Annotated in this window: 24 protein-coding genes; 12 read left to right on the forward strand and 12 right to left on the reverse strand. The window is 55.8% G+C overall.

Annotated elements, in window-relative coordinates:
- The first annotated feature begins 32 nt into the window (after nt 1-32).
- Nucleotides 33-368: a c-type cytochrome gene (locus RKA07_RS12670; protein WP_200202320.1), complete on the forward strand. Its 336-nt coding sequence runs from the start codon at nt 33-35 to the stop codon at nt 366-368.
- Nucleotides 369-392: 24 nt separating this feature from the next.
- Here the strand turns inward: RKA07_RS12670 and ppnN are convergent, their stop codons facing one another.
- On the reverse strand, nt 393-1,775 hold the full coding sequence (ppnN, locus tag RKA07_RS12675; protein WP_227714723.1) for a nucleotide 5'-monophosphate nucleosidase PpnN: 1,383 nt from the start codon (nt 1,773-1,775) through the stop codon (nt 393-395).
- A gap of 110 nt (nt 1,776-1,885) precedes the next feature.
- Between ppnN and thiI the strand changes: the two genes are divergently transcribed.
- Nucleotides 1,886-3,340 carry a tRNA uracil 4-sulfurtransferase ThiI gene (gene thiI / locus RKA07_RS12680; protein ID WP_200369821.1) on the forward strand — a complete coding sequence of 485 codons (1,455 nt, stop codon included), beginning with the start codon at nt 1,886-1,888 and terminating at the stop codon, nt 3,338-3,340.
- 3 nt (nt 3,341-3,343) lie between these two features.
- On the opposite strand, the gene RKA07_RS12685 is transcribed toward thiI, so the two are convergent.
- On the reverse strand, nt 3,344-4,357 hold the full coding sequence (locus RKA07_RS12685) for a histone deacetylase family protein (protein WP_200369820.1): 1,014 nt from the start codon (nt 4,355-4,357) through the stop codon (nt 3,344-3,346).
- A gap of 224 nt (nt 4,358-4,581) precedes the next feature.
- On the opposite strand from RKA07_RS12685, the gene RKA07_RS12690 reads away from it, so the two are divergent.
- The gene (locus RKA07_RS12690; RefSeq protein WP_310966470.1) at nt 4,582-6,036 is read left to right on the forward strand and encodes an NAD-dependent succinate-semialdehyde dehydrogenase; all 1,455 of its coding nucleotides are present in this window, start codon (nt 4,582-4,584) and stop codon (nt 6,034-6,036) included.
- Nucleotides 6,037-6,104: 68 nt separating this feature from the next.
- Here the strand turns inward: RKA07_RS12690 and RKA07_RS12695 are convergent, their stop codons facing one another.
- The 3 genes from RKA07_RS12695 to RKA07_RS12705 are packed head-to-tail and all read right to left on the reverse strand — an operon-like array spanning nt 6,105 to nt 9,307.
- On the reverse strand, nt 6,105-6,518 hold the full coding sequence (locus RKA07_RS12695; protein WP_310966471.1) for a phosphate ABC transporter substrate-binding protein: 414 nt from the start codon (nt 6,516-6,518) through the stop codon (nt 6,105-6,107).
- Between the two features lie 11 nt (nt 6,519-6,529).
- Nucleotides 6,530-7,660 (reverse strand): hypothetical protein, encoded by a 1,131-nt coding sequence (locus tag RKA07_RS12700; RefSeq protein WP_310966472.1) that lies wholly within the window; start codon nt 7,658-7,660, stop codon nt 6,530-6,532.
- Between the two features lie 33 nt (nt 7,661-7,693).
- Complete coding sequence (locus RKA07_RS12705) at nt 7,694-9,307, reverse strand: methyl-accepting chemotaxis protein (protein WP_200369817.1); 1,614 nt, start codon at nt 9,305-9,307, stop codon at nt 7,694-7,696.
- A 240-nt stretch (nt 9,308-9,547) separates the two neighbouring features.
- Between RKA07_RS12705 and uvrD the strand changes: the two genes are divergently transcribed.
- Entirely contained in the window at nt 9,548-11,713 is a 2,166-nt protein-coding gene (gene uvrD, locus RKA07_RS12710; protein ID WP_200369816.1) for a DNA helicase II, read from the forward strand.
- A gap of 152 nt (nt 11,714-11,865) precedes the next feature.
- Here uvrD and RKA07_RS12715 read toward each other — a convergent pair whose 3' ends face one another.
- From RKA07_RS12715 to RKA07_RS12735, 5 genes are all read right to left on the reverse strand, one after another.
- Nucleotides 11,866-12,663 (reverse strand): undecaprenyl-diphosphate phosphatase, encoded by a 798-nt coding sequence (locus RKA07_RS12715; RefSeq protein WP_310966473.1) that lies wholly within the window; start codon nt 12,661-12,663, stop codon nt 11,866-11,868.
- Between the two features lie 154 nt (nt 12,664-12,817).
- The gene (arsB, locus tag RKA07_RS12720) at nt 12,818-13,888 is read right to left on the reverse strand and encodes an ACR3 family arsenite efflux transporter (RefSeq protein ID WP_310966474.1); all 1,071 of its coding nucleotides are present in this window, start codon (nt 13,886-13,888) and stop codon (nt 12,818-12,820) included.
- 9 nt (nt 13,889-13,897) lie between these two features.
- Entirely contained in the window at nt 13,898-14,614 is a 717-nt protein-coding gene (gene arsH, locus RKA07_RS12725) for an arsenical resistance protein ArsH (RefSeq protein ID WP_310966475.1), read from the reverse strand.
- Between the two features lie 2 nt (nt 14,615-14,616).
- Nucleotides 14,617-14,847 carry a thioredoxin family protein gene (locus tag RKA07_RS12730; RefSeq protein ID WP_310966476.1) on the reverse strand — a complete coding sequence of 77 codons (231 nt, stop codon included), beginning with the start codon at nt 14,845-14,847 and terminating at the stop codon, nt 14,617-14,619.
- Between the two features lie 31 nt (nt 14,848-14,878).
- The gene (locus RKA07_RS12735; RefSeq protein WP_310966477.1) at nt 14,879-16,201 is read right to left on the reverse strand and encodes a permease; all 1,323 of its coding nucleotides are present in this window, start codon (nt 16,199-16,201) and stop codon (nt 14,879-14,881) included.
- A 131-nt stretch (nt 16,202-16,332) separates the two neighbouring features.
- On the opposite strand from RKA07_RS12735, the gene RKA07_RS12740 reads away from it, so the two are divergent.
- Genes RKA07_RS12740 through arsJ form a run of 3 tightly spaced genes read left to right on the forward strand, consistent with a single transcriptional unit; the run spans nt 16,333 to nt 19,339 of the window.
- Complete coding sequence (locus RKA07_RS12740) at nt 16,333-17,097, forward strand: metalloregulator ArsR/SmtB family transcription factor (RefSeq protein WP_310966478.1); 765 nt, start codon at nt 16,333-16,335, stop codon at nt 17,095-17,097.
- Nucleotides 17,098-17,139: 42 nt separating this feature from the next.
- On the forward strand, nt 17,140-18,144 hold the full coding sequence (locus RKA07_RS12745) for an ArsJ-associated glyceraldehyde-3-phosphate dehydrogenase (protein WP_310966479.1): 1,005 nt from the start codon (nt 17,140-17,142) through the stop codon (nt 18,142-18,144).
- Between the two features lies 1 nt (nt 18,145).
- On the forward strand, nt 18,146-19,339 hold the full coding sequence (gene arsJ, locus RKA07_RS12750) for an organoarsenical effux MFS transporter ArsJ (RefSeq protein ID WP_310966746.1): 1,194 nt from the start codon (nt 18,146-18,148) through the stop codon (nt 19,337-19,339).
- 12 nt (nt 19,340-19,351) lie between these two features.
- On the opposite strand, the gene RKA07_RS12755 is transcribed toward arsJ, so the two are convergent.
- Complete coding sequence (locus RKA07_RS12755; RefSeq protein ID WP_200202307.1) at nt 19,352-19,978, reverse strand: porin family protein; 627 nt, start codon at nt 19,976-19,978, stop codon at nt 19,352-19,354.
- 153 nt (nt 19,979-20,131) lie between these two features.
- On the opposite strand from RKA07_RS12755, the gene RKA07_RS12760 reads away from it, so the two are divergent.
- Nucleotides 20,132-20,803 (forward strand): SDR family oxidoreductase, encoded by a 672-nt coding sequence (locus tag RKA07_RS12760; RefSeq protein ID WP_310966480.1) that lies wholly within the window; start codon nt 20,132-20,134, stop codon nt 20,801-20,803.
- Complete coding sequence (locus RKA07_RS12765) at nt 20,800-21,903, forward strand: tRNA-queuosine alpha-mannosyltransferase domain-containing protein (RefSeq protein WP_310966481.1); 1,104 nt, start codon at nt 20,800-20,802, stop codon at nt 21,901-21,903. Before RKA07_RS12760 ends, RKA07_RS12765 begins: the two co-directional genes overlap by 4 nt.
- A gap of 8 nt (nt 21,904-21,911) precedes the next feature.
- On the opposite strand, the gene RKA07_RS12770 is transcribed toward RKA07_RS12765, so the two are convergent.
- On the reverse strand, nt 21,912-22,316 hold the full coding sequence (locus RKA07_RS12770; RefSeq protein WP_200202305.1) for an acyl-CoA thioesterase: 405 nt from the start codon (nt 22,314-22,316) through the stop codon (nt 21,912-21,914).
- A 193-nt stretch (nt 22,317-22,509) separates the two neighbouring features.
- Between RKA07_RS12770 and RKA07_RS12775 the strand changes: the two genes are divergently transcribed.
- The 3 genes from RKA07_RS12775 to pstA are packed head-to-tail and all read left to right on the forward strand — an operon-like array spanning nt 22,510 to nt 26,238.
- Nucleotides 22,510-23,559 (forward strand): substrate-binding domain-containing protein, encoded by a 1,050-nt coding sequence (locus RKA07_RS12775; RefSeq protein ID WP_413785008.1) that lies wholly within the window; start codon nt 22,510-22,512, stop codon nt 23,557-23,559.
- Complete coding sequence (pstC, locus tag RKA07_RS12780) at nt 23,559-24,947, forward strand: phosphate ABC transporter permease subunit PstC (protein ID WP_200369810.1); 1,389 nt, start codon at nt 23,559-23,561, stop codon at nt 24,945-24,947. Before RKA07_RS12775 ends, pstC begins: the two co-directional genes overlap by 1 nt.
- Nucleotides 24,940-26,238, forward strand: coding sequence for a phosphate ABC transporter permease PstA (gene pstA / locus RKA07_RS12785; RefSeq protein WP_310966482.1), 1,299 nt, complete (start codon nt 24,940-24,942; stop codon nt 26,236-26,238). Before pstC ends, pstA begins: the two co-directional genes overlap by 8 nt.
- The last annotated feature ends 18 nt before the right edge of the window (nt 26,239-26,256 follow it).

The raw sequence follows: 26,256 nt of genomic DNA on the forward strand, positions 1-26,256 counted from the left end.
ACACTTAAAACGATGATGAGAGGTTAATCATAATGAAACTTAAACACTATGCTGTTGCAGGTCTTTTCGCACTGAGCGCCGCCGTTCCTGCTGTAGCTTCTGCGGCTGGTAATGTAGAGGCAGGCAAGGCGAAGTCTGCAGTGTGTGCTGCCTGCCACGGCCAGAACGGTATTGCACAGATTCCGATGTACGCCAACCTCGCGGGCCAGCATGAGCAGTATCTGGTTTCTGCACTGAAGGCGTACAGAAGCAAAGAACGTAACGGCGGCATGGCGGCAATCATGCAGGGTCAGGCAGCTTCTCTCAGCGATGAGGATATTGCTAACCTGGCAGCTTACTACGCAAGTCTGCCAGCTGGCGGCAAGTAAGCGTTATTGCATTAGTACAGCAGCTCAGGCTGCTGTACTAATGATTCGGTAGCTTGGGCGATAAGCCGAAGATCCCGGTAGCTTCATGCGGTTATTGGCAACAAACTGTTCGAGCATAGCTTCAAGAGGCTTGATCAGGGACGGATCCCCAGTGATCTCAAAAGGTCCCTTCTCCTGCACCTTTCGGATACCCCCATCCTTTACGTTACCAGCCACTATGCCACTGAATGCCTTCCTCAGATTCGCAGCGATCAGATGGACCGGCTGATCACGGTGTAGCTCCAGGGCCAGCATGTTTTCGTGATCCGGCTCGAAGGGCATCTGGAATACAGGGTCGATTTTCAGCATCCAGTTAAAATAATACGCATCCTGCATCGCACGGCGGAAGGTTTCGACGTCTTTGAGTCCCTTTTTCATGGTCTGGGCCACCAACACGGGGTCATCGATAATAATTTCGTACTTTTTGGCGGCTTCATCCCCAAGCGCTGTGCGGATGAATTTGTCGATCATCTCGAAGTACTCAGCATTTTCTTTTCTGCCAGTGAAAACCACCGGGAAGGGCAGGTCAGCATTGTCCGGATGCAGAAGGATGCCCAGCAGGTAAAGAATTTCCTCAGCGGTGCCGACGCCCCCGGGGAAGACAATAACGCCGTGCCCGCAGCGCACAAAGGCTTCCAGACGTTTTTCAATATCCGGCATGATAATCAGTTCATTAACGATGGGATTAGGCGCTTCTGCACCAATGATGCCGGGCTCAGTAATGCCTATGTAGCGACCGTTTTTAACCCGCTGCTTTGCGTGGCCTATTGTTGCGCCTTTCATCGGGCCTTTCATGGCCCCGGGGCCGCATCCGGTGCATATACTCAGCTCTCGCAAGCCAAGCTGGTGGCCAACTTCCTTGCTGTACTGGTATTCCTCATGGCTGATGGAGTGCCCGCCCCAGCATACGACCAGATCGGGCTGCCGACCTGTCTTCAGAGCCCGGGCATTGCGCAGTATATGGAAAACCATGTTGGTCAGGTCTTCAGGCCCGTTGCCTTTCAGAATTCCTGCAAACTTGGGCGTGGAGTGGGTGTACACGATATCCCGCAGAACCGAGAACAGGTGCTCCCGAATCGCCAGGAGCATTTCATCATCCACAAATGCATGGGCCGGCGCGTTAATCAGCTCAAGCTTTAACCCTCGGGGCTGGGGTATCAGGCGTATATCGAAATCCGCGTAGGTCTGCATCAGGTCCTGGCAGTCATCGGTCACAGCACCGGTATTCAGCACAGCCAGAGCGCATTGCCTGAACAGCTGATACAAGCCGCCCTCGCTTTTATCTTTAAGTAGATTGACCTCGTGATTGGACAGTATTTCCAAGCTGCCCTCAGGGGATACGAGGGCATTGATGGTGGGTGCGGTCATGAACGGAAAAGCTCCTGAGTGTTGCGGTAATACCCGATTTTGAGGCATAACGCCGAAGCGTTACACTATGCGCTCTCCTGATCATACACCATTCGACAAAACGCCCATTTATGAAACTGCTTATTCGTCCTGCCTCTGAGGTTGCTATCAAGAGCAAGCCTGTTCGTCGTCGCCAGATGCGTCAGCTGCGCCAGAACATCCGTAGAATTCTGACCCGGCTTGACGAGGATATTGTCGTAGAAGGCAGCTGGGACCGAGTAGATGTTGATGTGCCCGAAGGCCGCGGTCTGGCGGGCGCGGTGGTGGATGAACTGATGCGTATCCCCGGTATTTCCACTATTCAGGAAATCGCCGCCTTCCCGCTTGTCAGCCTTGAGGATATTGCCGAAAAAGCCGTGGCAGCGTTCGCTGGCCGCCTCGACGGGAAAACCTTTGCTGTTCGGTCCCGGCGGCACGGAAAGCATGACTTCCGCTCAGTGGACCTCCAGCGTTTTGTGGGCAGCGAACTCTACCTGTCCGCATCGGGTGCCAGCGTTGATTTGCGCTCACCTGAAGTAGAGGTGCGTATCGAGGTGCGGGACGACCAGTTCCACATTGCCAATCGCAAACATCGCGGCTTGGGTGGCTACCCGCTGGGCAGTGTCGAGAATGTATTGACGCTGATCTCGGGCGGTTACGATTCGTCGGTAGCGGCCTATCTGATGCTGCGCCGGGGCATGCGTAGCCACTTTTTGTTTTTCAATCTTGGTGGTGTCGCTCACGAAGTGGGTGTACGCCAAGTGGTTCACTACGTGTGGAGCCGTTACGGAGCGTCCCACGGCGCCAAGTTTATCTCCGTGCCTTTTGATGGCGTGGTGGAAGAAATCATGAAGTCGGTTAGTCACCGGCATTGGGGCGTAGTGCTCAAGCGGCAAATGTTGAAGGCGGCGAGCGAGCTTGCGCGAAGCAATAACGCCGCTGGCCTGGTGACGGGCGATGCGGTGGCCCAGGTGTCGAGCCAGACATTGACCAACCTGAACGTTGTTGACCGGGCCAGCGACGAAGTGGTTTTGCGCCCTTTGATCGCGATGGATAAGGAAGCCATCATCAAGCTTGCACGGGAAATTGGCACCGAGACATACGCGCGCAACATGCCTGAGTATTGTGGTGTTATCTCCCAGAAGCCGACCACCCGGGCCCGTTTGTACCGGGTGGAAGCCGATGAGGCCGAAATGGATCCGCAGGTTCTGGTGCAGGCTATTGAAGCCCGTGAAGAGACGCTGGTCAGTGATTTGCTGGATACAACCACAACACCCGAAGATGTGGAGTTGGTAAAAACACCAGCGGTAAGCGACGTGGTTATTGACGTGCGCCACCCGTCGGAAGGGGAGCAGTCGCCTTTGATGCTCACTGGCAATGAGATTCTGAAAATCCCGTTTTACGAACTGAACCGAAAGGTCCCGGAACTTCCTGCCAACCGCCAGTATCTACTGTATTGTGATCGCGGCGCCATGAGCCGGATGCATGCGGTGCACCTGAAAGCAGAAGGGCACGAAAACATTAAAGTTTACGCGCCCGCGTCATAGGTTTTAGCTGCCCATCCCTTTGAAGAACTGCTGTACGTTCTCGCTCAGGCTATCCAGATCATAGCCGCCTTCCTGCACGACTAGTGTAGGGAGGCCGAGCTGGCGCATGTGAGTGCCAAGTCTGCAAAATCCCTCCGAGGTTACTGACACTTTGGCTTGAGGGTCGTCTTTATAGATATCAAAGCCGAGGGTCAGAATCAGTGCATCCGGCTGGAACAGCTTGATGGCCGCCATAGCCTCCTCCACCTTCGTGAAAAAGTCGTCCTCTGATGAACCATGAGGCATGGGCAGGTTGATGTTGTAACCGTACCCCTCACCTTCGCCACGCTCATTCTCAAAGCCAGACACCACCGGGTAGAAGTTGGTCGGGTCGCCGTGAATGGATATGTAGAGCACATCGCTGCGCTCATAGAAGATTTCCTGAATGCCCTGGCCGTGGTGCATGTCGGGATCCAGAATAACCAGACGAGGGAACCGGGATTTCATGTGCTCGGCGGCAATGGCGGCATTGTTGAGATAGCAGAAGCCACCTGCGGAATCCTTACGGGCATGATGCCCTGGTGGGCGGCACACCGCGTAGGAGGTGCGATCTCCTGCCATGAGTGCGTCGGCGGCAGCCAGAGCGGTCTGAGCCGACCAGTAGGCTGCTTCCCAAGTGTGCTCCCCGATAGGGCTACTGCCATCGGCCTGGTACCGGGCCGCTTCTGCCAGGATGCCTGTCAGGTGGTTCGGGGAGCGAACGAAGATGTTGGACATGACTTCCTCGCCCCAATCGTCCATTTCCTTCCAACGACGGTGAGCTGACTCGAGAAAGCGCAGATACCCCAGATCGTGCACCTTGGCAATCGGCCGGGCTCCCTGGTCAGAAGGCTGCAATACCGGTATTCCTGCCGCTTTCAAACCCTCCAGCATTTGGTGGGTGCGATCTGGCACCTCCTGAGGCTGACGCATCTGACCCCGGGTGAAGTAGGATTGGGGGGAATGCTTGTCTTGAGCTGGATGGAAAAATGCTTTCATTATCCGACCTCCTGGTTTCCGGTGCTGCTGCGGTATTACCCAGTTGCTGTGAATGCAGACACTGTGAGTATGAGCACTTGGGAGTATAGGCACAGATTGGGATTGGTCAAAAGCCGGGCCATCGACTTTACAGGTAGTGATTCAGCATCCAAGATGAAGGACGGATTCAATTCATACAACCGTGCACCTTTGTGGGTGTCGTTACTGACTGAACAGGAGCCGAAATGATCGAGTCACCACTGCTGGGAAAGATGACTGGCTACATCGGCGGTCGCTGGACTGACAATGAACAGGGCAACACCTTTGATGTTTACAACCCGGCAACGGGCAAGGTGATTGCGCAGGTTGCCTCCATGCCTGAAAGTGAGGTGAAGGCGGCGATCGAGGCAGGCAAGTCTGCGCTGCAGCTGACCCACCCCTACTCCATCGAAACCCGCAGGAAATGGCTGGAAGACATTCGTGATGCGCTCAGGGCAAACAAGGAAGAAGTAGGCAGGGTCCTGTGTCTGGAGCACGGCAAGCCTTTGAACGAAGCCCAGGGTGAGGTGGATTATGCCGCGGGCTTTTTCGATTACTGCTCGAAGAATATTCAGGCGCTGGACGCTCACGAGCTCCCCGGAAAACCACGAGACTGTACCTGGACCGTTCATTATCGCCCGGTTGGGGTAACGGCTCTCATCACGCCCTGGAATTTTCCCATTGGTATGATTGCCAAGAAGCTGTCGGCGGCCCTGGCTGCTGGTTGTCCCTCAGTGATCAAGCCGGCAAGCGAAACGCCATTGACCATGATTGCGCTGTTTGAGTTGATGGACAAGCATGTGGGCCTGCCTGATGGCATGGTGAACCTGGTGATGGGAAAGGCCAGCGTGATTGGCAAGGTTCTGTGCGAAAGCCCGGATGTGCCCATGTTGAGCTTTACCGGGTCGACAGAGGTTGGCCGTAAGCTGGTTGTGGATACCGCTGACCAGATTAAAAAACTGGCTTTGGAGCTGGGTGGCAACGCGCCGTTTATCGTATTTGATGATGCGAATCTGGACGCCGCCGCAGACAACCTGATTGCCAACAAATTCCGTGGCAGCGGGCAAACCTGCGTGTGCGCAAACCGGATCTTCGTGCATGAGAAGGTGATGGACGCCTTTGGTACGAAGCTTGCGGAGCGGGTGAACAAAATGACTGTTGGGGATGGCATCGCAGGTGATGTTGATCTTGGTCCACTGATTAATAAAGCCGGCTTCGACAAGGTAAAACGCCACTTGGAAGACGCCTTGAACAAAGGTGCTGCCCTGGTTGCGGGCAAGCAGCCTGGTGATCTGGGTGAGGGCCACCTGTTTTTCCCGCCAACGGTTATTTCCGGCGTCACTCCGGATATGTGCTGTTTACGGGAAGAAACCTTCGGGCCCCTGGTGCCTATGGCCAGTTTCCGCACCGAGGAAGAGGTTATCGAGGCGGGTAACGATACTGAATTCGGCCTGGCTTCCTACGTGTTCACGGCAGATGCGGAGCGTGCCCAGCGGGTAGCTGCAGGTTTGCGGTTTGGGCACGTGGGCTGGAATACAGGTTCAGGGCCTACGCCTGAGGCGCCATTCGGCGGCATGAAGGCATCTGGAATCGGCCGCGAAGGCGGGCTTGAGGGGTTGTTCGAGTTTGTTGAAGCGCAAACGATACCGAGGGGCTTCTGATCTCTGGGCAGTCCTTTTAAACACAGAAGGCGAGCCAATGGCTCGCCTTCTGTGTTTTCGGCAACTGTTTAAGGTGTAAATATAACCTTAACAGAACTGTCTACATCGGCTTCATCAATGTAGCCGATGCTACCTGGCGTCGATGAAACCCGCGCTTTCATTGCTGCGGCATTGTTTACTTCAGCGGGCGGTTGGCCACGGCCGGTAAACACCTGCTTGGACCAGAAGGCCTTGAGCTGGGCATCGTTGCGCCCGGTGATCTTGTCGTGGAACTGAGCGCGCACCGCGTCGCCACTGGCCATTTCAAATGTTGTGGCTTTCTGTCCGTCGGGCAGTTCATTACTGCGATTAAGGTACAGATCGCGCACTTGATTTTCGGTGATGCTGTCTGGGCCAGCACTGTGGCCAATTACGACAACGTCGGCCATAGCAAGGGGGCTAACCAGCAAGCTGGCCGCAAACATCAGGCTTAGCTTTTTCATAGGGGCCTCCGTTAAAACGCCGAATCGAGTTTCAGGGTGTAGACGTTGGTGCTGTTTTTGCCAGCTGGCAGAACGTAAGCAGCATCCAGTCCTCCTGCAGCATTCTCAAAGCCGGTTACGTGAGTAACGTCCCCTTTGATTGCAACACCTGGTGTGATGTCCCAGCGTGCACCAATACTGTATTCATCTCTCCGTGTATCCAGCGCAGGGCTGAGTGCGCCGGTGCGGTCATCGTTGTCCATGCTTTCAACCCAGCCAACGACAGCATAGGGGGTAACGCTGCCAAACCGACGACCCACTGAAAGGTATGCAGAGTCGGTATCGGCAAATATGCCATCTATTTCTGCGCGTGTTACTTCGGAAATGATTTGCCAGGTACCATCGTCATAACCAAAGCCCAGACCCAGGAAAAGGGCTCGGGCATCTGCGATTGCTAAAGACGGAATGTAAACTTCAGCTGTCCCGGCGATAGCTCTTGCTGTCCACACGTAATCGGTCCACGAAAGAGTGGTACCAAAGACATTTCTCAGTTCTGAGGGGCCCGCGGTTCCTGTCTCATCCGTGAACCCGGTGAAGAGCTGGCTTGTAAAGGCTGAGTTGTCGAGGTTCATTGTGTAAGTGGCATCTGCACCTACATAGCTCTTTATCGCAATTGGACCATAAACGCTTTGTGGTGGCCGGGCCCAGAGCTGGGAGTAGCCCACTTCCAGGGAGTCGGAATACATGAACAGCGGCAGGCGCATTTTACCTGCACGGAGTTGCAGGTTGTTCATGGGGCGGTAGCTAAGGTAGGCCCACTCAACTACGGGGTCCCAGTCCTCTGCGCCGCGCCCTACCAGCTGGAAAACTGCCTGGCTCTTGTCAGAAACGTCAAACGTTCCTTGCAGAGCGAACAGGCTCAGATCTGCCACGCTGGTCTTTTCGGTTATACCGTCAAATCCCGCATCGTTGCTGGATTTTGCCACACCGGTGCTGAAGAAACCGTTGAAACGAACACGGTCATTCTTGGCGGTATTCACCTGCTGCTGCATGGAATCCAGCTGCTGCTGCATGCGGGCCAGGGTGTCTTCTGTGCTTTGGGCAGAAGCAGAGCTTGCTGCAATGGCCAACGCCAGAGGAGCAAGCTGTAGCAATCTTTTCATAGGTTTTCGATCCATACGTTTTTCATGGTTAATTTACACGCGGAACTGGCTGGCAACGGTTCGCAGACCATTGCTGACGCCCTGAATATCGCGGCTAACGCTATCCAGTTCGTCGGTGCTTTCCATGACTGCCTCGGCATTCCGGTGCATGTCCGTCATGTAAGTGGTTACTTCGTTAAATGTCGTGCTTTGTTCGTAGGTGGCAGCAGCAATCTGTTCATTCAGCTCACTGATCTGCTGCACGTTTTGCAGAATGCGGGACAAAATCTCACCGGATTCAGTGGTCGCTTCCACGCCCTCATGGGCTTTATTTACACTGGCTTTCATGGAGGTAACCGCTGAAGACGACAGCTTGGAGAGCTCTGAAATTACACCCTGAATTTCTTCCGTTGCTTTGTGGGTACGTACTGCAAGCCCACGCACCTCGTCAGCAACCACTGCAAAGCCGCGGCCATGTTCGCCGGCACGCGCTGCCTCAATCGCGGCGTTCAGAGCCAGCAGGTTGGTTTGTTCTGCAACGGTTTGAATGGTGTCCAGCAAACCGCCGACCCGGGCAGAGAACTCGTCGAACTGATTCACCAGACCAGCGGTATTCTCAATGTCGCTGACCAACTCGCGGATGGTGGCCACATTTTTCTGTACTTTTTCCTGGCCCGATTGGGCGAAGCGCGCTGCGTCCTGGGTCTGGTCCGAGGCGCTGGAAGCAAAACCTGCTACTTCTTCAACACTTTTTACCAGTTCATCCACAGAGTTACGGGTAGAAGAAATTGCCTGTGCCTGGCTGCTGATGCGCTCAAGGTTGGCCCGGCTGGCATCGGTCAGGTGGCCTGTTGCTGTGTTCAGTCCATTCACGTCATCGCTGATAGTGGCAAATGATTTATGCAGCTTGGCAACGAACAGGTTGAATTGATTAACCAGTTCCCGGAGTTCATCCCGGCCTTCATAGTTCAGGCGACGAGTCAGGTCGCCTTCGCCAGAGGCCATGTTCTTCAGGGAGTCGATAATCTGGGTAAGGCTGGTGGAGATGGAACGACCGATCACCAGGCTTATTGCGATCAGCACCACAACGGTAGTGACAAGAATAATCAGCGCCAGAGTTTGGGCATTTGTTGAGGCTTCAGCGGTTTCCGAAATGGCGCCCTGGAACCGTGCACGATTGTTTTCAAGCATGGCGTTCAGGCCAGCCTGCAGTTGCTCCAGACGGGCTGCGTTACGGGCTGCGTCGTCGCCAATGCGTGTGAAGTCCGCTGTGCCGTCGATAATGGAGGTGGCAAGGCGGGACGCGTTGTCGTAGTAGTTGTCGAGGTCCCGGCTCAGCTTTTGAATATTGCTGGCTTGGGCGGGGCTCAATTCCGCAATTTTTTCCAGGTTGGTCGCAATGGTGTCGCGGTAGGCCTGGGTTGCTTCCAGCTGCTGGTCGTCCCCCGTGGTAACCGCACCACTGATTTGTTGCTCCATCAGCTTTAGCTGGCCTTCATTAATAGTGGTCAGTTCCAGCGTCGGATAAAGGCGATCTTTTACCTCGCTCAGGCGTTCAGAGTTGGAGCGTTCTGTTATAAACGCGAAGCCCTGACTGATGACAAATGCGAGGATGGCAATGCTGACCAGTAAGCCAAGCTTTTGTGAGATTTTAAGTGATGACAGCATAGTCTTTTCCTGACCGAACAACCCAATGTGGCGGAATCAGCATATAGGTTGCTATTAGTAGGCGAAATGGTGATTGTGTTTCGTACTGTTATGTACTGTTGTCGGCTGATTTTGCAGTAACTTTATAGTAAGGCGAGTCTAAAATGTTAAGCCATCGATCGGGATCGGGGCAGGCTCGGTCACGACTTGTTATAATCTTCGGCCAGAATTCCCCATTCTCCGGACTACAGTGATTTCCCCATGGATGTCTCCCACATTATAGATTCCCTGAATGATGCCCAGCGTGAGGCAGTTACGGCACAGAATGACCACTTGCTGGTGCTGGCGGGTGCCGGCAGTGGCAAGACCCGGGTGCTGGTGCACAGGATTGCGTGGTTGATGCAGGTGGATCGGGTTCCGCCTACGGGGATTCTGGCGGTCACCTTTACCAACAAAGCTGCCAAAGAGATGCGTTACCGCATCGAGGAGATGATGAATATTCCGTCTCGGGGCCTTTGGTTTGGCACCTTCCACGGTATTGCTCACCGGCTGTTAAGGGCGCATTCGAAGGATGCCGGGCTGCCGGAGAACTTCCAGGTACTGGACAGCGATGATCAGCTGCGCATGGTCAAACGGGTAATGCGGGAAGCCCAGATTGATGAAAGTCAGTTTCCACCCAAGCAGGCTCAATGGTTTATCAGCAGCCAGAAAGACGAAGGTTTGCGGGCCGACCACATACAGGAAAATCCGGGCGACCACTTCACCTCCACCATGGTGAAGGTATACAGCCGCTACGAAAAACTGTGCCAGCAAAGCGGTCTGGTAGATTTTGGCGAGTTGCTGCTTCGCTCCCATGAACTCTGGCTGCACCGGCCGGAAATACTGGCTCACTATCAGCAGCGCTTTCAGCATATTCTGGTGGACGAGTTTCAGGACACCAACACGATTCAGTACGCCTGGCTGCAGGTTCTTGCGGGTAATCGTGTACCACTGACGGTGGTGGGTGATGACGACCAGTCTATTTACGGCTGGCGTGGCGCCAAAATAGAGAATATCCAGCAATACCAGAGGGATTTTCCGAACTCCCGGTTGGTGCGGCTGGAACAGAACTACCGATCCACTCAACTGATTCTGAAAGCCGCTAACGCCGTAATTGCCAACAACCAGGGCAGGCTCGGCAAAGAGCTTTGGACAGATGGCGTGGAAGGCGAACCCATCAGCCTTTATGCCGCATTTAATGAGCAGGATGAAGCCAATTACATAGCCGACAGCATCTCCAGTTGGGTGAACGAAGGCAACCTGCGAAGCGAATCCGCCATCCTGTACCGCTCCAACGCCCAATCCCGGGTGCTGGAAGAATCCCTGATGCGCCAGGGCATACCTTACCGGGTATATGGCGGCCTGCGCTTTTATGATCGCCAGGAAATCCGCAACGCCTTGGCTTACTTGCGTTTGGTGCACTACCGGCGGGACGATGCAGCCTTCGAGCGAGTGGTGAACTTGCCCACTCGTGGCATAGGCGCAAAAAGCTTGGCGGAACTGCGTGAATATGCAAGCAACCTGAGCATATCTCTATGGGAGTCGGCCGAGCGATTGCTGGCGGCCGGGCAGGTGAAAGGTCGTGCCAAAACCGGGCTGCAGACGTTCCTCGATATTATAGAAGAGCTGTCTGCGATGGCTGAAGGCGCGTCGCTTCATGGGCTTATGAAGCAGACCATCGAAGCCAGCGGCCTGAAGGACTACCACGCCAGTGAAAAAGGCGAGAAGGCTCAGGCGCGGGTGGAGAACCTGGAAGAGCTGGTTAACGCCCTTGCAGATTTTGATGTGGAAGAGGGTGTGGACCCGCTCTCGGAGTTTATTGCTCAGGCAGCTCTGGATGCTGGCGAATCTCAGGCGGAAGATCACGAAGACAGTGTGCAGCTCATGACTTTGCACTCTGCAAAAGGCTTGGAATTCCCGTTGGTATTCCTTGCCGGTGTTGAAGAGGGTTTGTTCCCTCACAGCATGTCTCTGGAAGAGCCGGGGCGCATGGAGGAAGAGCGGCGGCTGGCCTATGTGGGCATCACCCGGGCCATGAAAAAGCTGGTGATCACCTATGCGGAATCCCGTCGTTTGTATGGTCAGGAGAAGTTCAACGCGCTTTCCCGCTTCGTTCGGGAGATTCCCGGCGATTGCCTGCAGGAAGTACGGTTACGCAACACGGTAACCCGCCCGGCCATGATGGATCGCCCTAACGAAGGCCTGTTCAGCCAGGACTCTGCCCAGCAGACAGGTTTCAGCCTGGGGCAGCGGGTTCGGCACCCCAAATTTGGCGAAGGTGTTGTGATGAATGCTGAAGGCACCGGGCACCACACAAGGGTGCAGGTGAATTTTGATGAAGGTGCCAAGTGGTTGGTGCTGGCTTATGCGCCGTTGGAGGCCTGCTAACTATTATCGGGGAGCGCAGGCAGGGGGAAGGCTTTTCAAAACACGCTCCTTGCGGCACATCCATGTGACGCTTGGGCTCCGCCATCCATGGCTCCGCACAGTTTTGAAAAGCCTTACCCGGCCTCCGCTATCGACGCTGTGCTAGCCTCCTACTACATCAATACCGCGTAAATAACCCCAGCCAGAATGACTCTGTAGATAACGTAAGGCCACATGCCCACTTTGTTCAGCCATTTCAGGAAGAAGTGGATAGCGGTAATGGCAATAATAAATGACGTAACACCCCCTACCAGAAACGCACTCCAATCCACGGTTATATCCGCAGTCGCCACTTCAAGCAGCTTCACTGCAGAGGCCAGAGCGGTAATGGGAATGGCCAACAGGAACGAGAAGCGGGAGGCGGCTTCCCGGCTCATGCCCAGGAACAGACCTGCGGTGATGGTAATACCAGAACGAGAGGTGCCGGGCACAAGCGCGATGGCCTGGGCGATACCGACCAGTAAAGCGTCTTTCCAGTTCAGAGAGTCTATAGAGCGTTGGCGTTTGGGCATCCAGTCTGCAACACCCAGTAGCAAGCCGAAGAACAGTGTCGTGGCAAAGATGATTTCTACTGCACGCAGTTCGTTATCGATGATGTCCAGTAACGCCAATCCTGCAAGGCCAGCCGGGATTGTGCCAATCACCATATACAGCGCCAGTGCGCCCTGGCCGACTACGCGGCGTTGGCTCATGGATATGAGGCCGTCGCGGGCGATGCTGAATACGTCGGTGCGGAAGTAGATCACTACCGCCAATAGGGTACCCACGTGAACCGCAAGGTCGAACGCGACGCCCTGATCCACCCAGTCAAAAAATGCGGGCACAAGAATCAGGTGGGCTGAGCTGGAAATCGGCAGAAATTCGGTCAGTCCCTGCATAAGGCCAAGGAAAAAAGCCTGGAGAAAATCCATTCTGTTGGTTCCGTTCGGGTCAGAGGTTTGCGGTTCAATGGTAAGAAAGATGGGCGGGATATTAGCAGGGTGGTGGTTGACTGAACAGGTCGCGAGCCCCGGCACTGTGCTTTGTAAGGTCGCCCCGGCCTGTCACCGGGGCTACGCGCAGCGGTCAGGCCGGGAATTTATCTCGGGTATTGTTGGCGATCCGCACCAGTACCAGCATCAAAGGCACTTCCACCAGCACGCCAACCACTGTGGCTAATGCTGCCCCCGATTGCAGGCCAAACAGGGCAATGGCTGCGGCCACTGCCAGTTCAAAGAAATTACTGGCACCAATCATGGCGCCGGGTGCGGCGATGCAGTGGCGAACTTTCCACAGTTTGGCCCAGCCGTAGGCGATGAAAAAAATCAGCACCGTCTGGATGATCAGTGGTACGGCAATCAGCGCAATGTGCAGTGGGTTTTCCAGGATGACTTCGCCTTGAAAGGCGAAAAGCAATACCAGGGTGACGATCAGCGCTGCCGGCGTAATGGGCCCCAGCCGCTTCATGAACACTTCGTCGTACCACTGCTCGCCTCGGCGTGCGATTAATGTGCGGCGGGTGAGATAGCCGGCAGCCAGCGGGATCACGATATACAGCACAACCGACAGAATCACTGTATCCCAGGGCACCTGGATGTCGGAAATGCCCAGCAGTAAAACCACAATGGGCGCGAAGGCAAACAGCATGATGATGTCGTTCAGGGATACCTGCACCAGGGTGTAGGCAGCATCGCCTTTGGTGAGGTAGCTCCACACGAACACCATGGCCGTACAGGGTGCTGCGCCCAGCAAAATGGCGCCAGCCAGGTATTCACTGGCCAAGGCAGGCGCAATCCAGGGCTCGAACACCACCATCAGGAAGAACCAGGCAATGGCGAACATAGTGAAAGGTTTGATCAGCCAGTTCACGATGGTGGTAATGGCCAGCCCTTTCGGCTCTTTTCTTACCCCAACAATCGCACCAAAATCGATTTGCGCCATCATCGGAAAGATCATCGCCCAGATCAGGATAGCGATAGGGATGGACACCTGGGCGTATTCGAAGCGGGACAGGGTCTCGGGGATTGAGGGGGCGAGCTGCCCGAGGGCTACACCGGCCACAATAGCCAGTGCCACCCACACCGAAAGGTAACGCCCGAACAGGTCCATTCCGCCTTCGGTGGCTTCAGCCGGGTTCATATCGCTGTTACTGCTCATTGCACATCCTTAAATGGAGCGTTGGTTCACACGCTTCGACAGTTCTTCGGCGCTTTCCTTGCGTTCGGAATAGCGGTCGGTCAGGTAATCGCTGCGGTCCCGCACCAGCAGGGTGAACTTTACCAGCTCCTCCATGACATCCACGATACGGTCGTAGTAGGCCGAAGGCTTCATCCGGTCGTTGTCGTCAAATTCCATGAACGCCTTGGGCACCGAGGACTGGTTCGGGATGGTGACCATGCGCATCCAGCGGCCCAGTACCCGCAACTGGTTGACTGCGTTGAACGACTGGGAGCCGCCGCACACCTGCATCACCGCCAGGGTTTTGCCCTGGGTCGGCCGCACCGCCCCCATGGACAGGGGAATCCAGTCGATCTGGGTTTTCATAATGCCGGTCATGGCGCCGTGGCGTTCCGGTGAGCACCACACCATGCCCTCGCTCCACTGCACCAGCTCCCGCAGCTCCTGAACCTTGGGGTGGCTGGCATCTTCGGCATCGGCCAGGGGCAGTCCCCTCGGATTAAAGAGGCGGGTTTCCGCACCCATGGCTTCCAGCAAGCGGGCGGCTTCTTCCACCGCCAGGCGGCTGAACGAGCGTTTGCGCAGGGAGCCGTACAGCAGCAGAATTCTGGGTTTGTGGTCAGAAGGCGCCGCCGCGAACAGGTCGTCGTTGGTAGGGGCCCGGAACAGCCCGGTATTGATGTTGGGTAAATCAGAAGAGGTCATGCTCAGCCCAGCAGTTTCTTGATGTCGTCGGCGCTGGCCACCTTGCCTTCCACGGCAATCTCGCCGTCTACCGCCAGGGCGGGTGTGCGCATGATACCGGCATCAATAATGTCGTTCACATCCGTCACCTTTTCCACTTCGTAGTCCAGCCCGAGTGCCTTGGCGGCCTCCTCGGCATTCGCTGTCAGTTGTTTGCACTTGGCACAGCCACTGCCATAGATGGTGAATTTCATGGTCATCTCCTTCGGGTTTTTGCGGGTGGGGTTATACCCACCAGTTTCCGTAAATAAAGCCGGTAATGGTGGCCATCAGCACCACCAGGGCGCAGTACACCAGGGTTTTCTGCGTGCCCAGAATGGTGCGGATTACCAGCATGTTGGGTAACGACAGGGCTGGGCCTGCCAGTAACAGCGCCAGTGCCGGGCCCTTGCCCATGCCGGAGCCCATCAGGGCTTCGACGATGGGCACTTCGGTGAGGGTCGAAAAGTACATCAGGGCGCCCAGCACCGACGCCAGAATGGTGGAAAGCAGGGAGTTGTCGCCCACCGCTGCGGCGACCCATTCTGAGGGGATCATGCCTTCATGGCCGGGTCGGCCCAGGGCAAAGCCCGCCACGAACACCCCGGCCAGCAACAGCGGCAGGATTTGCTTGGCGAAGTCCCAGCTCTGCACCGGCCATTCCCGGTCCTGGTCCCGCAGGGTGGCAATTAGCATCAGGCCGCCGATACCGATCACAAACGGCAGCTCCGGCATGCCGGGTGCCAGGGTGGCAAAGGCGGTAACCACGGCAGCCAGAATCAGTAACTGGCCCGGTGGCCAGTGCCAGCGCCGTACCAGCAGCACACCCAGAACAGCGGCCAGGGCCGCAGTGATGGGCCATTTCAGGTCATAGACCGCCATCCAGGCCTGGTTGTCGGCCGCCGCCCAGTTGGCGAATACCAGGATGCCCACCATCAGGGCAAAGAACAGGGCAATGACACCGACCGGTTTGTCAGCCTCGTCGCCGCCGAAGCCCCGGGCATTGCTCACCGAGCGCTCGGCCTCTTCCTTGCGGTAGATCAGGTGCATGATGGCGCCGATAACCACGGCAAAGACAATGGCGCCAATGGCCCGGGCCAGCCCGATTTCAGCCCCCAACACCTTGGCGGTGACCACAATGGCCATGATGTTTATGGCCGGGCCGGAATAGAGAAAGGCCACCGCCGCCCCCAGTCCGGCGCCACGACGATAAATGCCGCCGAACAGCGGTAGTACGGTGCAGGAGCACACGGCCAGCAAGGTGCCGGACACAGAGGCGACACTGAACGCCACCGGCTTCGAGGCAGACGGCCCCAGATAGCGCATCACCGAGCCCTGGCTGATGTACACCGCCATGGCGCCGGCAATCAGGAACGCCGGCAGCAGGCACAGGATCACGTGTTCCCGGGCATACCAGTTGGTCAGGCGGAAGGCTTCCAGTACCGCGTTGTCAAAGCGTTCGGTTCCGGCGGGCATGAAGAAGATGGCCAGAAAGGCCAGGATCATGAAAAACAGCAGGTTGCCTTCCCGCTGATTGCTCCTGTAAATCTCCAGTAGTCTTTCTGCCATGGTCGTTTCGATGTCCTTTATCGCGGTTGGCTCGCTGCTGCTGGCTGCGATTGCTGTCTTTACTCTGTCACAGTTGCCGGCTATTATCGCAAAATCTGAATATATGGCAATTAGAATATACGGAATTTCGCATGAAAAGAAGAGTCCTGTTTGTCTGCACCGCCAACAGTGCCCGGTCCCTGATGGCAGAAGCCTTGCTCCGGCACATGGCGGGAGACCGGTTCGAGGTGGCCAGCGCCGGTACCGAACCTGCCGAACCGCACCCGCTGGCATTACAGGTGCTGCAGGAAGCCGGTATTCCGGTGGCCGGGCTTTACAGCAAGTCGCTGTCTGAGTTGCAGGGCCAGTACTGGGATTACGTGATCACCCTGTGTGAAAAGGCTGCCCGGGAGTGCGCCAATGTATCGTCCGGTGCCCAGCAGATTGCCTGGGACTTTCCGGACCCGGCCGAGGCCAACCGGCATGCCACCTTTGCCTTGACACTGAAAGAGATCAGGGAGCGTATCGGCCTGTTCACCCTGGTTCATCAGAAAGAGACTAGCCTGAAACCGGCGGACTACAACCCGGTGACTGTGTTCAAGGCCATGGCCGACGACTTGCGCCTGGCCGCCCTGCTGCTGATCAAAGACCAGGGCAAGCTGTGCGTGTGCGAGCTGACGGAAGCATTTGAGGTTTCCCAGCCAAAAGTCAGCCGCCACCTGGCCTTGCTGCGTGACGCGGGCCTGCTGGAAACAGAGCGCCGGGGCCAATGGGTCTATTATTACCTTCATCCGCATCTGCCAGGCTGGGTGGTGCGGGTTCTGGAGGAAACTGCCCGGAACAATGCGGCACTGATCGGGCAGCCCCTGGCCAGGTTGAAGGCCATGGCAGACCGCCCGGCGGTGCAGTGCCCCTGATCACGAATTTACACGGATTGCGAACCTCGCAAGGAGAACACCATGAGCAAGATCAAGGTAGGTATTAACGGATTTGGCCGCATCGGCAGGCTGGCACTGCGGGCGGCCTGGGGTTGGCCGGAGCTGGAATTTGTGGCCATCAACGACCCGGGGGCTGACACCAACACGCTGGCACACCTGCTGAACTTTGACAGCGTGCATGGCCGCTGGAGCCACGAAGCCACCGCCGATGGCGATGACATGGTGATTGATGGCCAGCGCATCCGTGTCACTCGTAATAAAGCCATTGCCGATACCGGCTGGTCTGGATGCGATCTGGTGATCGAAGCCAGCGGTGCGCACAAGACAGTGTCGGCGCTGCAGAGCTACCTCGATCAAGGCGTAAAACGGGTGGTGGTCACCGCGCCGGTGAAAGAAGCGGGCGCGAAGAATATTGTTGTGGGCGTGAATGAAGACATTTTTGATCCGGCCAGGGATCGAATTGTAACCGCGGCGTCGTGCACCACTAACTGTTTGGCGCCGGTGGTGAAAGTGATTCACGAGAAACTGGGTATCAAGCACGGCTCCATTACCACCATCCACAGCCTGACCAATACCCAGACAATCATTGATGCGCCCCACAAAGACCTGCGGCGGGCACGGGCTTGCGGCAGTTCGCTGATTCCCACAAGTACCGGTTCTGCCACGGCGATTATCGAAATATTCCCGGACCTTAAAGGACGTTTGGATGGCCACGCAGTGCGTGTTCCCCTCACCAACGCGTCTCTGACGGATTGTGTGTTTGAGGTGGAAACGCCCACAGATCGCGATGCGGTAAACCGGCTGCTCAAAGAAGCCTCAGAGGGTGAATTGAAGGACATTCTGGGCTACGAAGAACGCCCGCTGGTATCCATCGATTACAAAACAGACCCGCGCTCATCCATTGTCGATGCCTTGTCCACACTGGTGGTCAACGGAACACAGGTGAAGATCTATGCCTGGTACGACAACGAATGGGGTTACGCCAACCGCACCGTTGAACTGGCGCGCAAGGTGGGCCTGGCTTGATATGAATACCGCCATTCGTCAGTACCTGGTGATCACGGGTAATTATTGGGCCTTCACCCTGACGGATGGTGCCCTGCGTATGCTGGTGGTGCTGCACTTTCATCAGCTCGGATACTCGCCCCTTGAAATCGCCCTGCTATTCGTGTTCTACGAGTTCTTCGGGGTGGTGACCAATCTGGTGGGTGGTTATCTGGGCGCTCGTATGGGTTTGAATCGCACCATGAACATCGGGCTGTTCCTGCAAATAGCAGCCTTGGCCATGCTGGCTGTCCCGGCGGCCATGCTCTCAGTGCCCTGGGTGATGGCGGCGCAAGCTTTGTCTGGTATTGCCAAAGACCTGAACAAAATGTCTGCCAAAAGCGGTATCAAATTGTTGGTGCCAGATGAACAGCAGGGCACTTTGTATAAATGGGTCGCCATACTGACGGGATCGAAGAACACGCTGAAAGGCGTGGGCTTTTTTCTGGGTGGCGTGCTGCTGATGTCGGTGGGTTTCACCGGCGCGGTGCTTACCATGGCTGCGGCGCTCGGCTTGGTTTGGCTCGCCAGTCTGTTTTTGCTCAAGCAGGAGTTGGGCAAGAGCACCGCAAAACCCAAATTCCGGGAGATTCTTTCAAAAAGCCCTGCCATTAACGTGCTGTCTGCAGCCCGTATGTTTCTGTTTGGTGCCCGGGATGTGTGGTTTGTTGTGGCTCTGCCCGTTTATCTGCATACGGTCTTTGGCTGGGACTTCTGGAAGGTCGGCGCTTTTATGGCCACCTGGGTCATCGGCTATGGCTTTATCCAGACCATAGCGCCCCGGATTACCGGCACAAGCGAAGGCAAGCAACCTGCCGCATTCTGGGCAGCAGCACTGGCATTGGTTCCTGCGGCTATTGCCCTTGGTCTGATGGCCGGCTGGTCACCACAGATCGTGGTTATCGGTGGTTTGTTGCTGTTCGGAATCTTGTTTGCCATCAACTCCTCCCTGCATAGCTATTTGATTGTCAGCTATGCCAGAGGTGATGGTGTATCCCTGGATGTGGGTTTTTATTACATGTCCAATGCCGCAGGCCGACTGCTGGGTACGATATTGTCTGGCTGGGTGTATCAGGTTTACGGGCTGGAGGCATGCTTGTGGATATCATCGGGTCTGGTATTAACAGCCGCGTTGCTGTCGTTGATGCTGCCGGAAAGGCATGTGGCTGAAGCATGACAGCAGGTGAAATCAAAAACGCAGAACCAGCCCTGCGCCTGCTTCAATCTGAAGGTAGCCGCTGCTGCGGTAGGTAAGTTCGCAGCCGCCGGAGCAGAGCACAGAACCGCCGGAATCCAGGGCTGTGTAGATTCCACGAAGGTCCAGTCGCAGGCGCAAGCTGTCGTTAAGTAAGAATTGATAACCACCTCCGAGGGAGAGCGCAAGGCGATGCTCCGTATCGAAACCTGAACCCTTTGGCTCAAGCCGCGTTACGCCCAACACCCCAGAGGCAAAGCCACCGTGGGTTTTTCGGCCCGGAAAGTAGAGCCCACCGAACTGCAGCTGATAAATCGTAACGTCAGTTGCCTGTGCTCCCGTGGTAAACAAACCGCTATCGAGCTTGGCCGAGGTATCCTGCCGGCCAAAATACAGTTCGCCCTGCTTGCCTGCTTCTGGCAGGTCAAAGTTTAGAACAATCCCTTGGCTAACAGAGTCCTTGAATTTGATTTGATCCTTGGTGCTGGCGCTGGCGGATTCAATATCGATAGAGCTGCCCATGCGGTAGCCTGCGAAAGGCGTGATGCCAAAATCGGCAGCTACTGGGCTCGAAATCAGGGAAAGGGCTGTCGTGAGTATAAATAGCTGCCTGAAGCTCATGGGCTGAGGATCTCTGATTTCTTGAAAGGACTGTGTCGGGCGATAATGTATAAGCATTACAGACTCGGGCAATCTTGCCAATAGGCTAGACTGACCCGGAAAGAAAGTTGCCCTGCTAGTCTATCGAACCTGTTCTGAAGGGAGTTTTTTCATATGTCCATTTCGAGCTTGGTAGTAATCACCGGCGCCAATCGTGGAATTGGTCTGGAGCTTGCCCGCCATTATGCTTCTGAAGGTTATGAAGTAGTGGGTGTTTGCCGGCAATCGTCTGATGAGTTGGCAAAAGTGGCGAGGCAGATCATTGAAGGCGTTGATGTCACCACCGCTGAGGGGATCGCAAAACTGAAAACCGGGTTAGCAGGCAAACATATCAGCCTGCTGATCAACAATGCTGGCCTGTTACAGGATGAGGTGTTGGGCAGTATCGATTTTGACTCTATCCGTACACAAATGGAGATCAACGCCTACGCGCCCCTGCGTGTAGCTGAGGCCTTGATTCCTTTAATGGGGCAGGGCAGCAAGATCGCCAATATCACCAGCCGCATGGGTTCAATTGCCGATAACGATTCTGGTGGCCGTTACGGCTATCGAGCGTCCAAGGCGGCGTTAAACGCCTTTGGTAAATCTCTGGCGATGGATTTGAAACCCAAGGGGATTGCTGTCGCGCAGCTGCACCCTGGTTTTGTGAAGACCCGAATGGTGAACTTTGGCGGCCTGATCACTCCGGAAGAGTCTGCCCGCGGGCTGGTGGAGCAGATTGCCAGGCTGAACCTGGAGAATACCGGCTCTTTCTGGCATAGCAATGGTGAAGAGCTGCCCTGGTGAGTATCAAACCACGCATTCTGCTGCTGTCGGCGTACGACGCTGCCAGCCACAAGCGCTGGCGTGAACAGCTCATTGCACTGTTGCCGGAATATCACTGGCATACACTGATATTGGCTCCCCGGTATTTTCAGTGGCGTATCCGCGGCAACCCGTTGAGCTGGCTGAACGAGCCGTGTCTTCAGGAACCCTGGGATCTGGTTATTGCCACGTCCATGGTGGATCTCGCAACCTTGCGGGGCTTGCATCCACAACTGGCGAACACACCTTGCTTGCTATACATGCACGAGAACCAGTTTGCTTTCCCTGTCAGTAACCAGCAGCAGGGGCGGGTGGAGCCCCAGATGGTCAATTTGTATGGCGCGGTGGCTGCGGATAGCGTGGTATTTAATAGTGCCTGGAATCGAGACAGCTTTCTGAAAGGAGCATCAGAGTTTTTGGGCAAGATGCCGGATGCCGTGCCGGAAGGGCTGATTGAACGTCTTCGGCTAAAGTCCAGAGTGCTTCCGGTGCCTATTGAAGATTATCTGTTTGTGGACAATCCGGAACCCTTGAACAGAGCGTGTCCACATCTCCTCTGGAACCACCGCTGGGAATACGATAAAGCGCCAGACAGGCTGCTGGGCTTTCTGGCGCGACTTGAAAATCGGCAGCAGCCATATCGGCTAAGCCTGGTCGGAGAAGGCTTTCGTAATCACCCGAAATCGTTTGATCAGATAGCGACCCGGTTCAGTCATCGCCTCGAGAACTGGGGCTTTCTGGAAAGTCGGGCTGAATACGACAGGCTGCTACGCAAGGCAGATATTGTTTTATCTACCGCGCTTCATGATTTTCAGGGGCTGTCGATGCTGGAAGCTATGGCGTCCGGATGCGTTCCTCTGGCGCCCGACCGGCTGGCGTATCGAGAATATGTGCCCGACAGCTGTCGCTATGAAAGCCATGAGCAGGACGCTGGTGCGGAAGCTGAAGCTGCGATCAGCTGTTTGCAACGGATTCTGGAGAAACCGCCCAGCCAGTGTCGGCCGGACCCCTGGAAAGCATCGGTACTGGCAGAGCAGTACCGGTTGCTGTTTGGTGAACTCATCCGGGCCTGCCCGGATTGAGCTGGCACTCAGGCTGGCTGTTCGGGCACTTCCCGGATCCGACCTTGTTCATCAATGGCAACGTATACAAACCGACCTTCAGTGACCTTGCGCGGGTGTTTGGCTGCACGATCAAGTGTCCACACTTCCACATGGATTTTCATGGAGCTGCGGCCGATGTCTACCAGTTCGCAGTAGCAGCCCACCTGCGAACCCACTCGCAGAGGTGAGAGAAACTCCATTCCATCCATTGCCACAGTGGCATTGCGGCCCAGAGATATGCGGCCAGCCATAGTTGCTGCAGCAATATCCATCTGCTTGACTAGCCAGCCAGCAAATACGTCGCCATTGGCGTTGGTATCTTGTGGTAGGGGAACAATCTGAAGGGTCAAGTCGCCGCGGGGACTGGGTTTGTCGTCATCGTACGCCGTCATGAAGCCTGCCTTTTATTAGGTTCTGGAATTATTTTCTTAGCATGGTAACGACCTGCAGCACGGCTGCAAGCTTATTTATTGCTTCGGCACAATATTTCAGCAGGTGTAACAAAGCTGTCATACAGAAGCTCTAGTCTTTAGCCATCAGTAAACCGGTGCTGTACACAATTTTAGTGACTGATGGAGATTTAACGTGATTAAACCGAATACAGCTTTTGCTATTGTTGCACTGACTGGCGGGTTATCCATGCTTTCCGCTCCGGCATTGGCCCGTGACACCGTAAACGTTGTGGGTTCTTCAACGGTTTATCCTTTTGCCACGGTTGTGGCCGAGCGCTTTGGCCGCAACACCAGCTTCCCAACACCCAAGCTGGAATCAACCGGTTCTGGCGGCGGCTTCAAGCTGTTCTGTGCGGGTATTGGCACTCAGCACCCGGACATTACCAACGCCTCCCGCCGCATGAAAGCCAGCGAATTCGACATGTGCCAGCGCAATGGTGTGGAAGCCATTACCGAAGTAAAAATCGGCGCTGATGGCATTGTAATCGCAAACTCCAAACAAGCTGACCAGATGGATCTGAGCCTGCGGCAGGTGTTCCTGGCGCTGGCCAAAGAAGTTCCCGACCCAAAAGGCGGTGACAAGCTGGTTGCCAATCCTTATGAGAAGTGGAGCGATATCGATTCCGGCCTGCCAGCTAAGGCCATTCGTGTGATGGGGCCGCCTCCTACGTCCGGCACCCGTGACGCCTTCGTAGAAATTGCGATGGAAGGTGGCTGTAAGACCTACGGCTTCATCAAGGCCATGGAAAAGAAAGAAATGCGCGGTGTTTGCCACAATATGCGCGAAGATGGCGCATTTGTAGAGGCTGGCGAAAACGATAACCTGATCGTGCAGCGCCTGGTGCAGGACAAAGACACCCTGGGTATCTTCGGCTACAGTTTCCTGATGGAAAACAGCGGTGAAATTCAGGCGACAACCATCAACGGAGTGGCGCCAACACCAGACACCATTGCCGATGAGAAATACCCGGTTGCCCGCTCTCTGTTCTTCTATATCAAGAATGCACACGCAGGTGTGGTTCCAGGCATTGCCGAGTATGCACAGGAATTTACCACTGAAGGCGCGTGGGGCGATAACGGTTACCTGGTGGATGTGGGGCTGATCCCTAACCCCCGCAACGTGCGCATGGAAACCGCGAAAGCAGTTCGGGAACTCAAACCAATGACAGGTGATGAGCTTTAATGCAGACGGCTGATTTATTGCCCCTGGTTCTGGTGCTTGCCGCAGTAGCTTACGGGTTCGCTTATATGCGTTCCCGGGCTGTGGCAGCACCCCTGGGGGGCATCCGTAACCTCAAGGCCCTGCCGGCATACTATGCCGCCAGGGCTGCGCTTTGGTGTGCGATTCCAGCCCTGATCATCCTGGGTGCCTGGGCCGCTTTTGAAGGCAAGGTTATTCAGAACGTTGTGATGGCTTCCCTGCCGGCAGAGTTGACGCCGCAATCGGCAGGGCACGCCAGCCTGACACTTTCCCAGATCAGTAACCTGGCAGCAGGTAAGCTGAACCCCGCCATGGTGCCCGATGGCATTTCCAATGCGGCCGTATTGTTGCAGGAGTTGCGAGAGCAAAGCAGCCGCTTCAAAAGCCTTTTGGTTATTTTGATTGCCGTTCTTGGCGGCACCTTCGCCTGGACACGAGTGGCCCCGACTATAAACGCTCGCAAGAGCGTGGAGCTTACGCTTCAGCGCCTGTTCTTTGTGTGTGCCGCTGTGGCGATACTGACCACCATCGGCATTGTTTTTTCCGTTATTTTTGAAACCGTCCGCTTCTTTGGCAAGGTGCCGATGAGCGAGTTTCTGTTTGGCACCAACTGGAGCCCGCAAACTGCGTTGCGGGCGGATCAGGTAGGTTCAGAGGGTGCCTTCGGCGTTATTCCGCTCTTCACTGGCACCCTGATGATTTCCGCCATTGCCATGCTGATCGCCGTGCCGGTGGGCCTGTTGTCTGCGGTTTATCTTTCAGAATACGCTAGCCCACGGATGCGCTCGGTAGTTAAGCCATTGCTGGAAATGCTGGCGGGGGTGCCCACCGTCGTTTATGGCTTCTTTGCGGCGCTCACGGTAGCGCCTTTCATCCGTGATCTGGCTCTGATGGTTGGCCTTGAAGCTTCCTCCCAGAGTGCTCTGGCAGCGGGCTTGGTGATGGGCATTATGATCATTCCCTTCGTGTCTTCGCTATCTGATGACGTGATCAACGCAGTGCCACGCAGCCTTCGCGATGGCTCCCTGGCATTGGGTGCCACTCAGTCTGAAACAATGAAAAACGTGATTTTTCCGGCGGCGCTGCCAGGCATTATGGGCGGCATTTTGCTGGCTGCATCCCGTGCCATTGGTGAAACCATGATTGTAGTGATGGCCGCTGGCCTGGCTGCAAATCTGACGGCCAACCCTCTGGATTCAGTGACTACGGTGACAGTTCAGATTGTCACCCTGCTGACCGGTGACCAGGAGTTCGATAGCGCCAAAACACTGGCCGCGTTCGCCCTCGGCATGATGCTCTTTATCGTAACGCTGCTGCTGAACGTGATCGCATTGAAAGTCGTGCGTAAATACAGGGAACAATATGACTAAGCCAGGTTCACACGCGGAGCGTGAAGGCTCGCAGGCGGAGCTGATTCGCCGTTCGCTCAAGCGCCGCTATCGTAAAGAGCGTCGGTTCCGCCTTTATGGCATCACGGCCATTTCCATTGCGCTCTTCTCGCTGGTGATTCTGTTTACGGACATTATCAGCAAGGGATACACCGGCTTCATCAAAACCACCGTGACCCTAGAGGTGCATCTGGACGGCGAACTGATGTATCTGGGCGATACCGCAGATCCGGAACAGATCGCCATGGCAGACTTTCAGGCGCCCATCATCAAGGCCATGCAAGGGTATTTCCCGGAGGCTACCAGCCGGGCGGATATGCGGGAGCTCAGCCGCATGACAGGCAGTTATGCCAGCAACCAGGTTCGCGACTTGCTGAAGGAGAATCCGGATTGGCTGGGCACTACCCGCACAATTGAGTTCCCGGCCCACGATACGGTGTCCGTTTATGTAAAGCATGCCGGCGACCCCGGGTACTCCATTCGATTGAGCGAACAGCAACAACGCTGGACGGATGAACTGCTCAGCAAAGGCGTTATCGATACCGGGTTTAACGATGTGTTTTTCACCAGTGGTGACTCTCGGGAGCCGTCTAACGCCGGTATTCTGGGCGCACTGGTTGGCTCCTTGCTCACCATGGGCATTACCCTGGTCATTGCCTTCCCGGTGGGCGTAGCCGCGGCGATTTATCTGGAAGAGTTTGCCCCCAGCAACCGCCTGACGGACTTTATTGAGGTCAACATCAACAACCTGGCAGCCGTGCCCTCCATCATCTTCGGGTTGCTGGGGCTGGCGGTGTTTATCGGCCTGTTCGGTATGCCTCGCTCGGTGCCCGTGGTCGGTGGCCTTGTGTTGGCGCTGATGACTCTGCCCACCATCATCATTTCGAGCCGTGCAGCCATAAAGAGTGTGCCCCCGTCGATTCGGGAGGCAGCCGAAGGCATAGGCGCGTCAAAAATGCAGGTGGTGTTGCACCACGTTCTGCCCCTGGCCATGCCCGGCATGCTGACAGGCTCCATCATTGGTATGGCGCAAGCCTTGGGTGAGACAGCACCTCTGCTGCTGATTGGCATGGTGGCGTTTATTGTCGAGATACCGGATGGCTTCTTCAGTTCCGCCACCGTGTTGCCCGTACAGATCTTCATCTGGGCCGGCAGTGCAGAGCAGGGATTCGTGGAGCTGGCCTCCGCCGGCATTATGGTACTGCTCGCCTTCCTGATCACCATGAACGCGTTCGCCATCTGGCTGCGTAAACGCCTTGAGCGCCGTTGGTAAAGAGACAACACTTATGAG

It is taken from the genome of Marinobacter xiaoshiensis, from assembly GCF_031631795.1.
In the GTDB taxonomy this organism is placed as follows: domain Bacteria; phylum Pseudomonadota; class Gammaproteobacteria; order Pseudomonadales; family Oleiphilaceae; genus Marinobacter; species Marinobacter xiaoshiensis.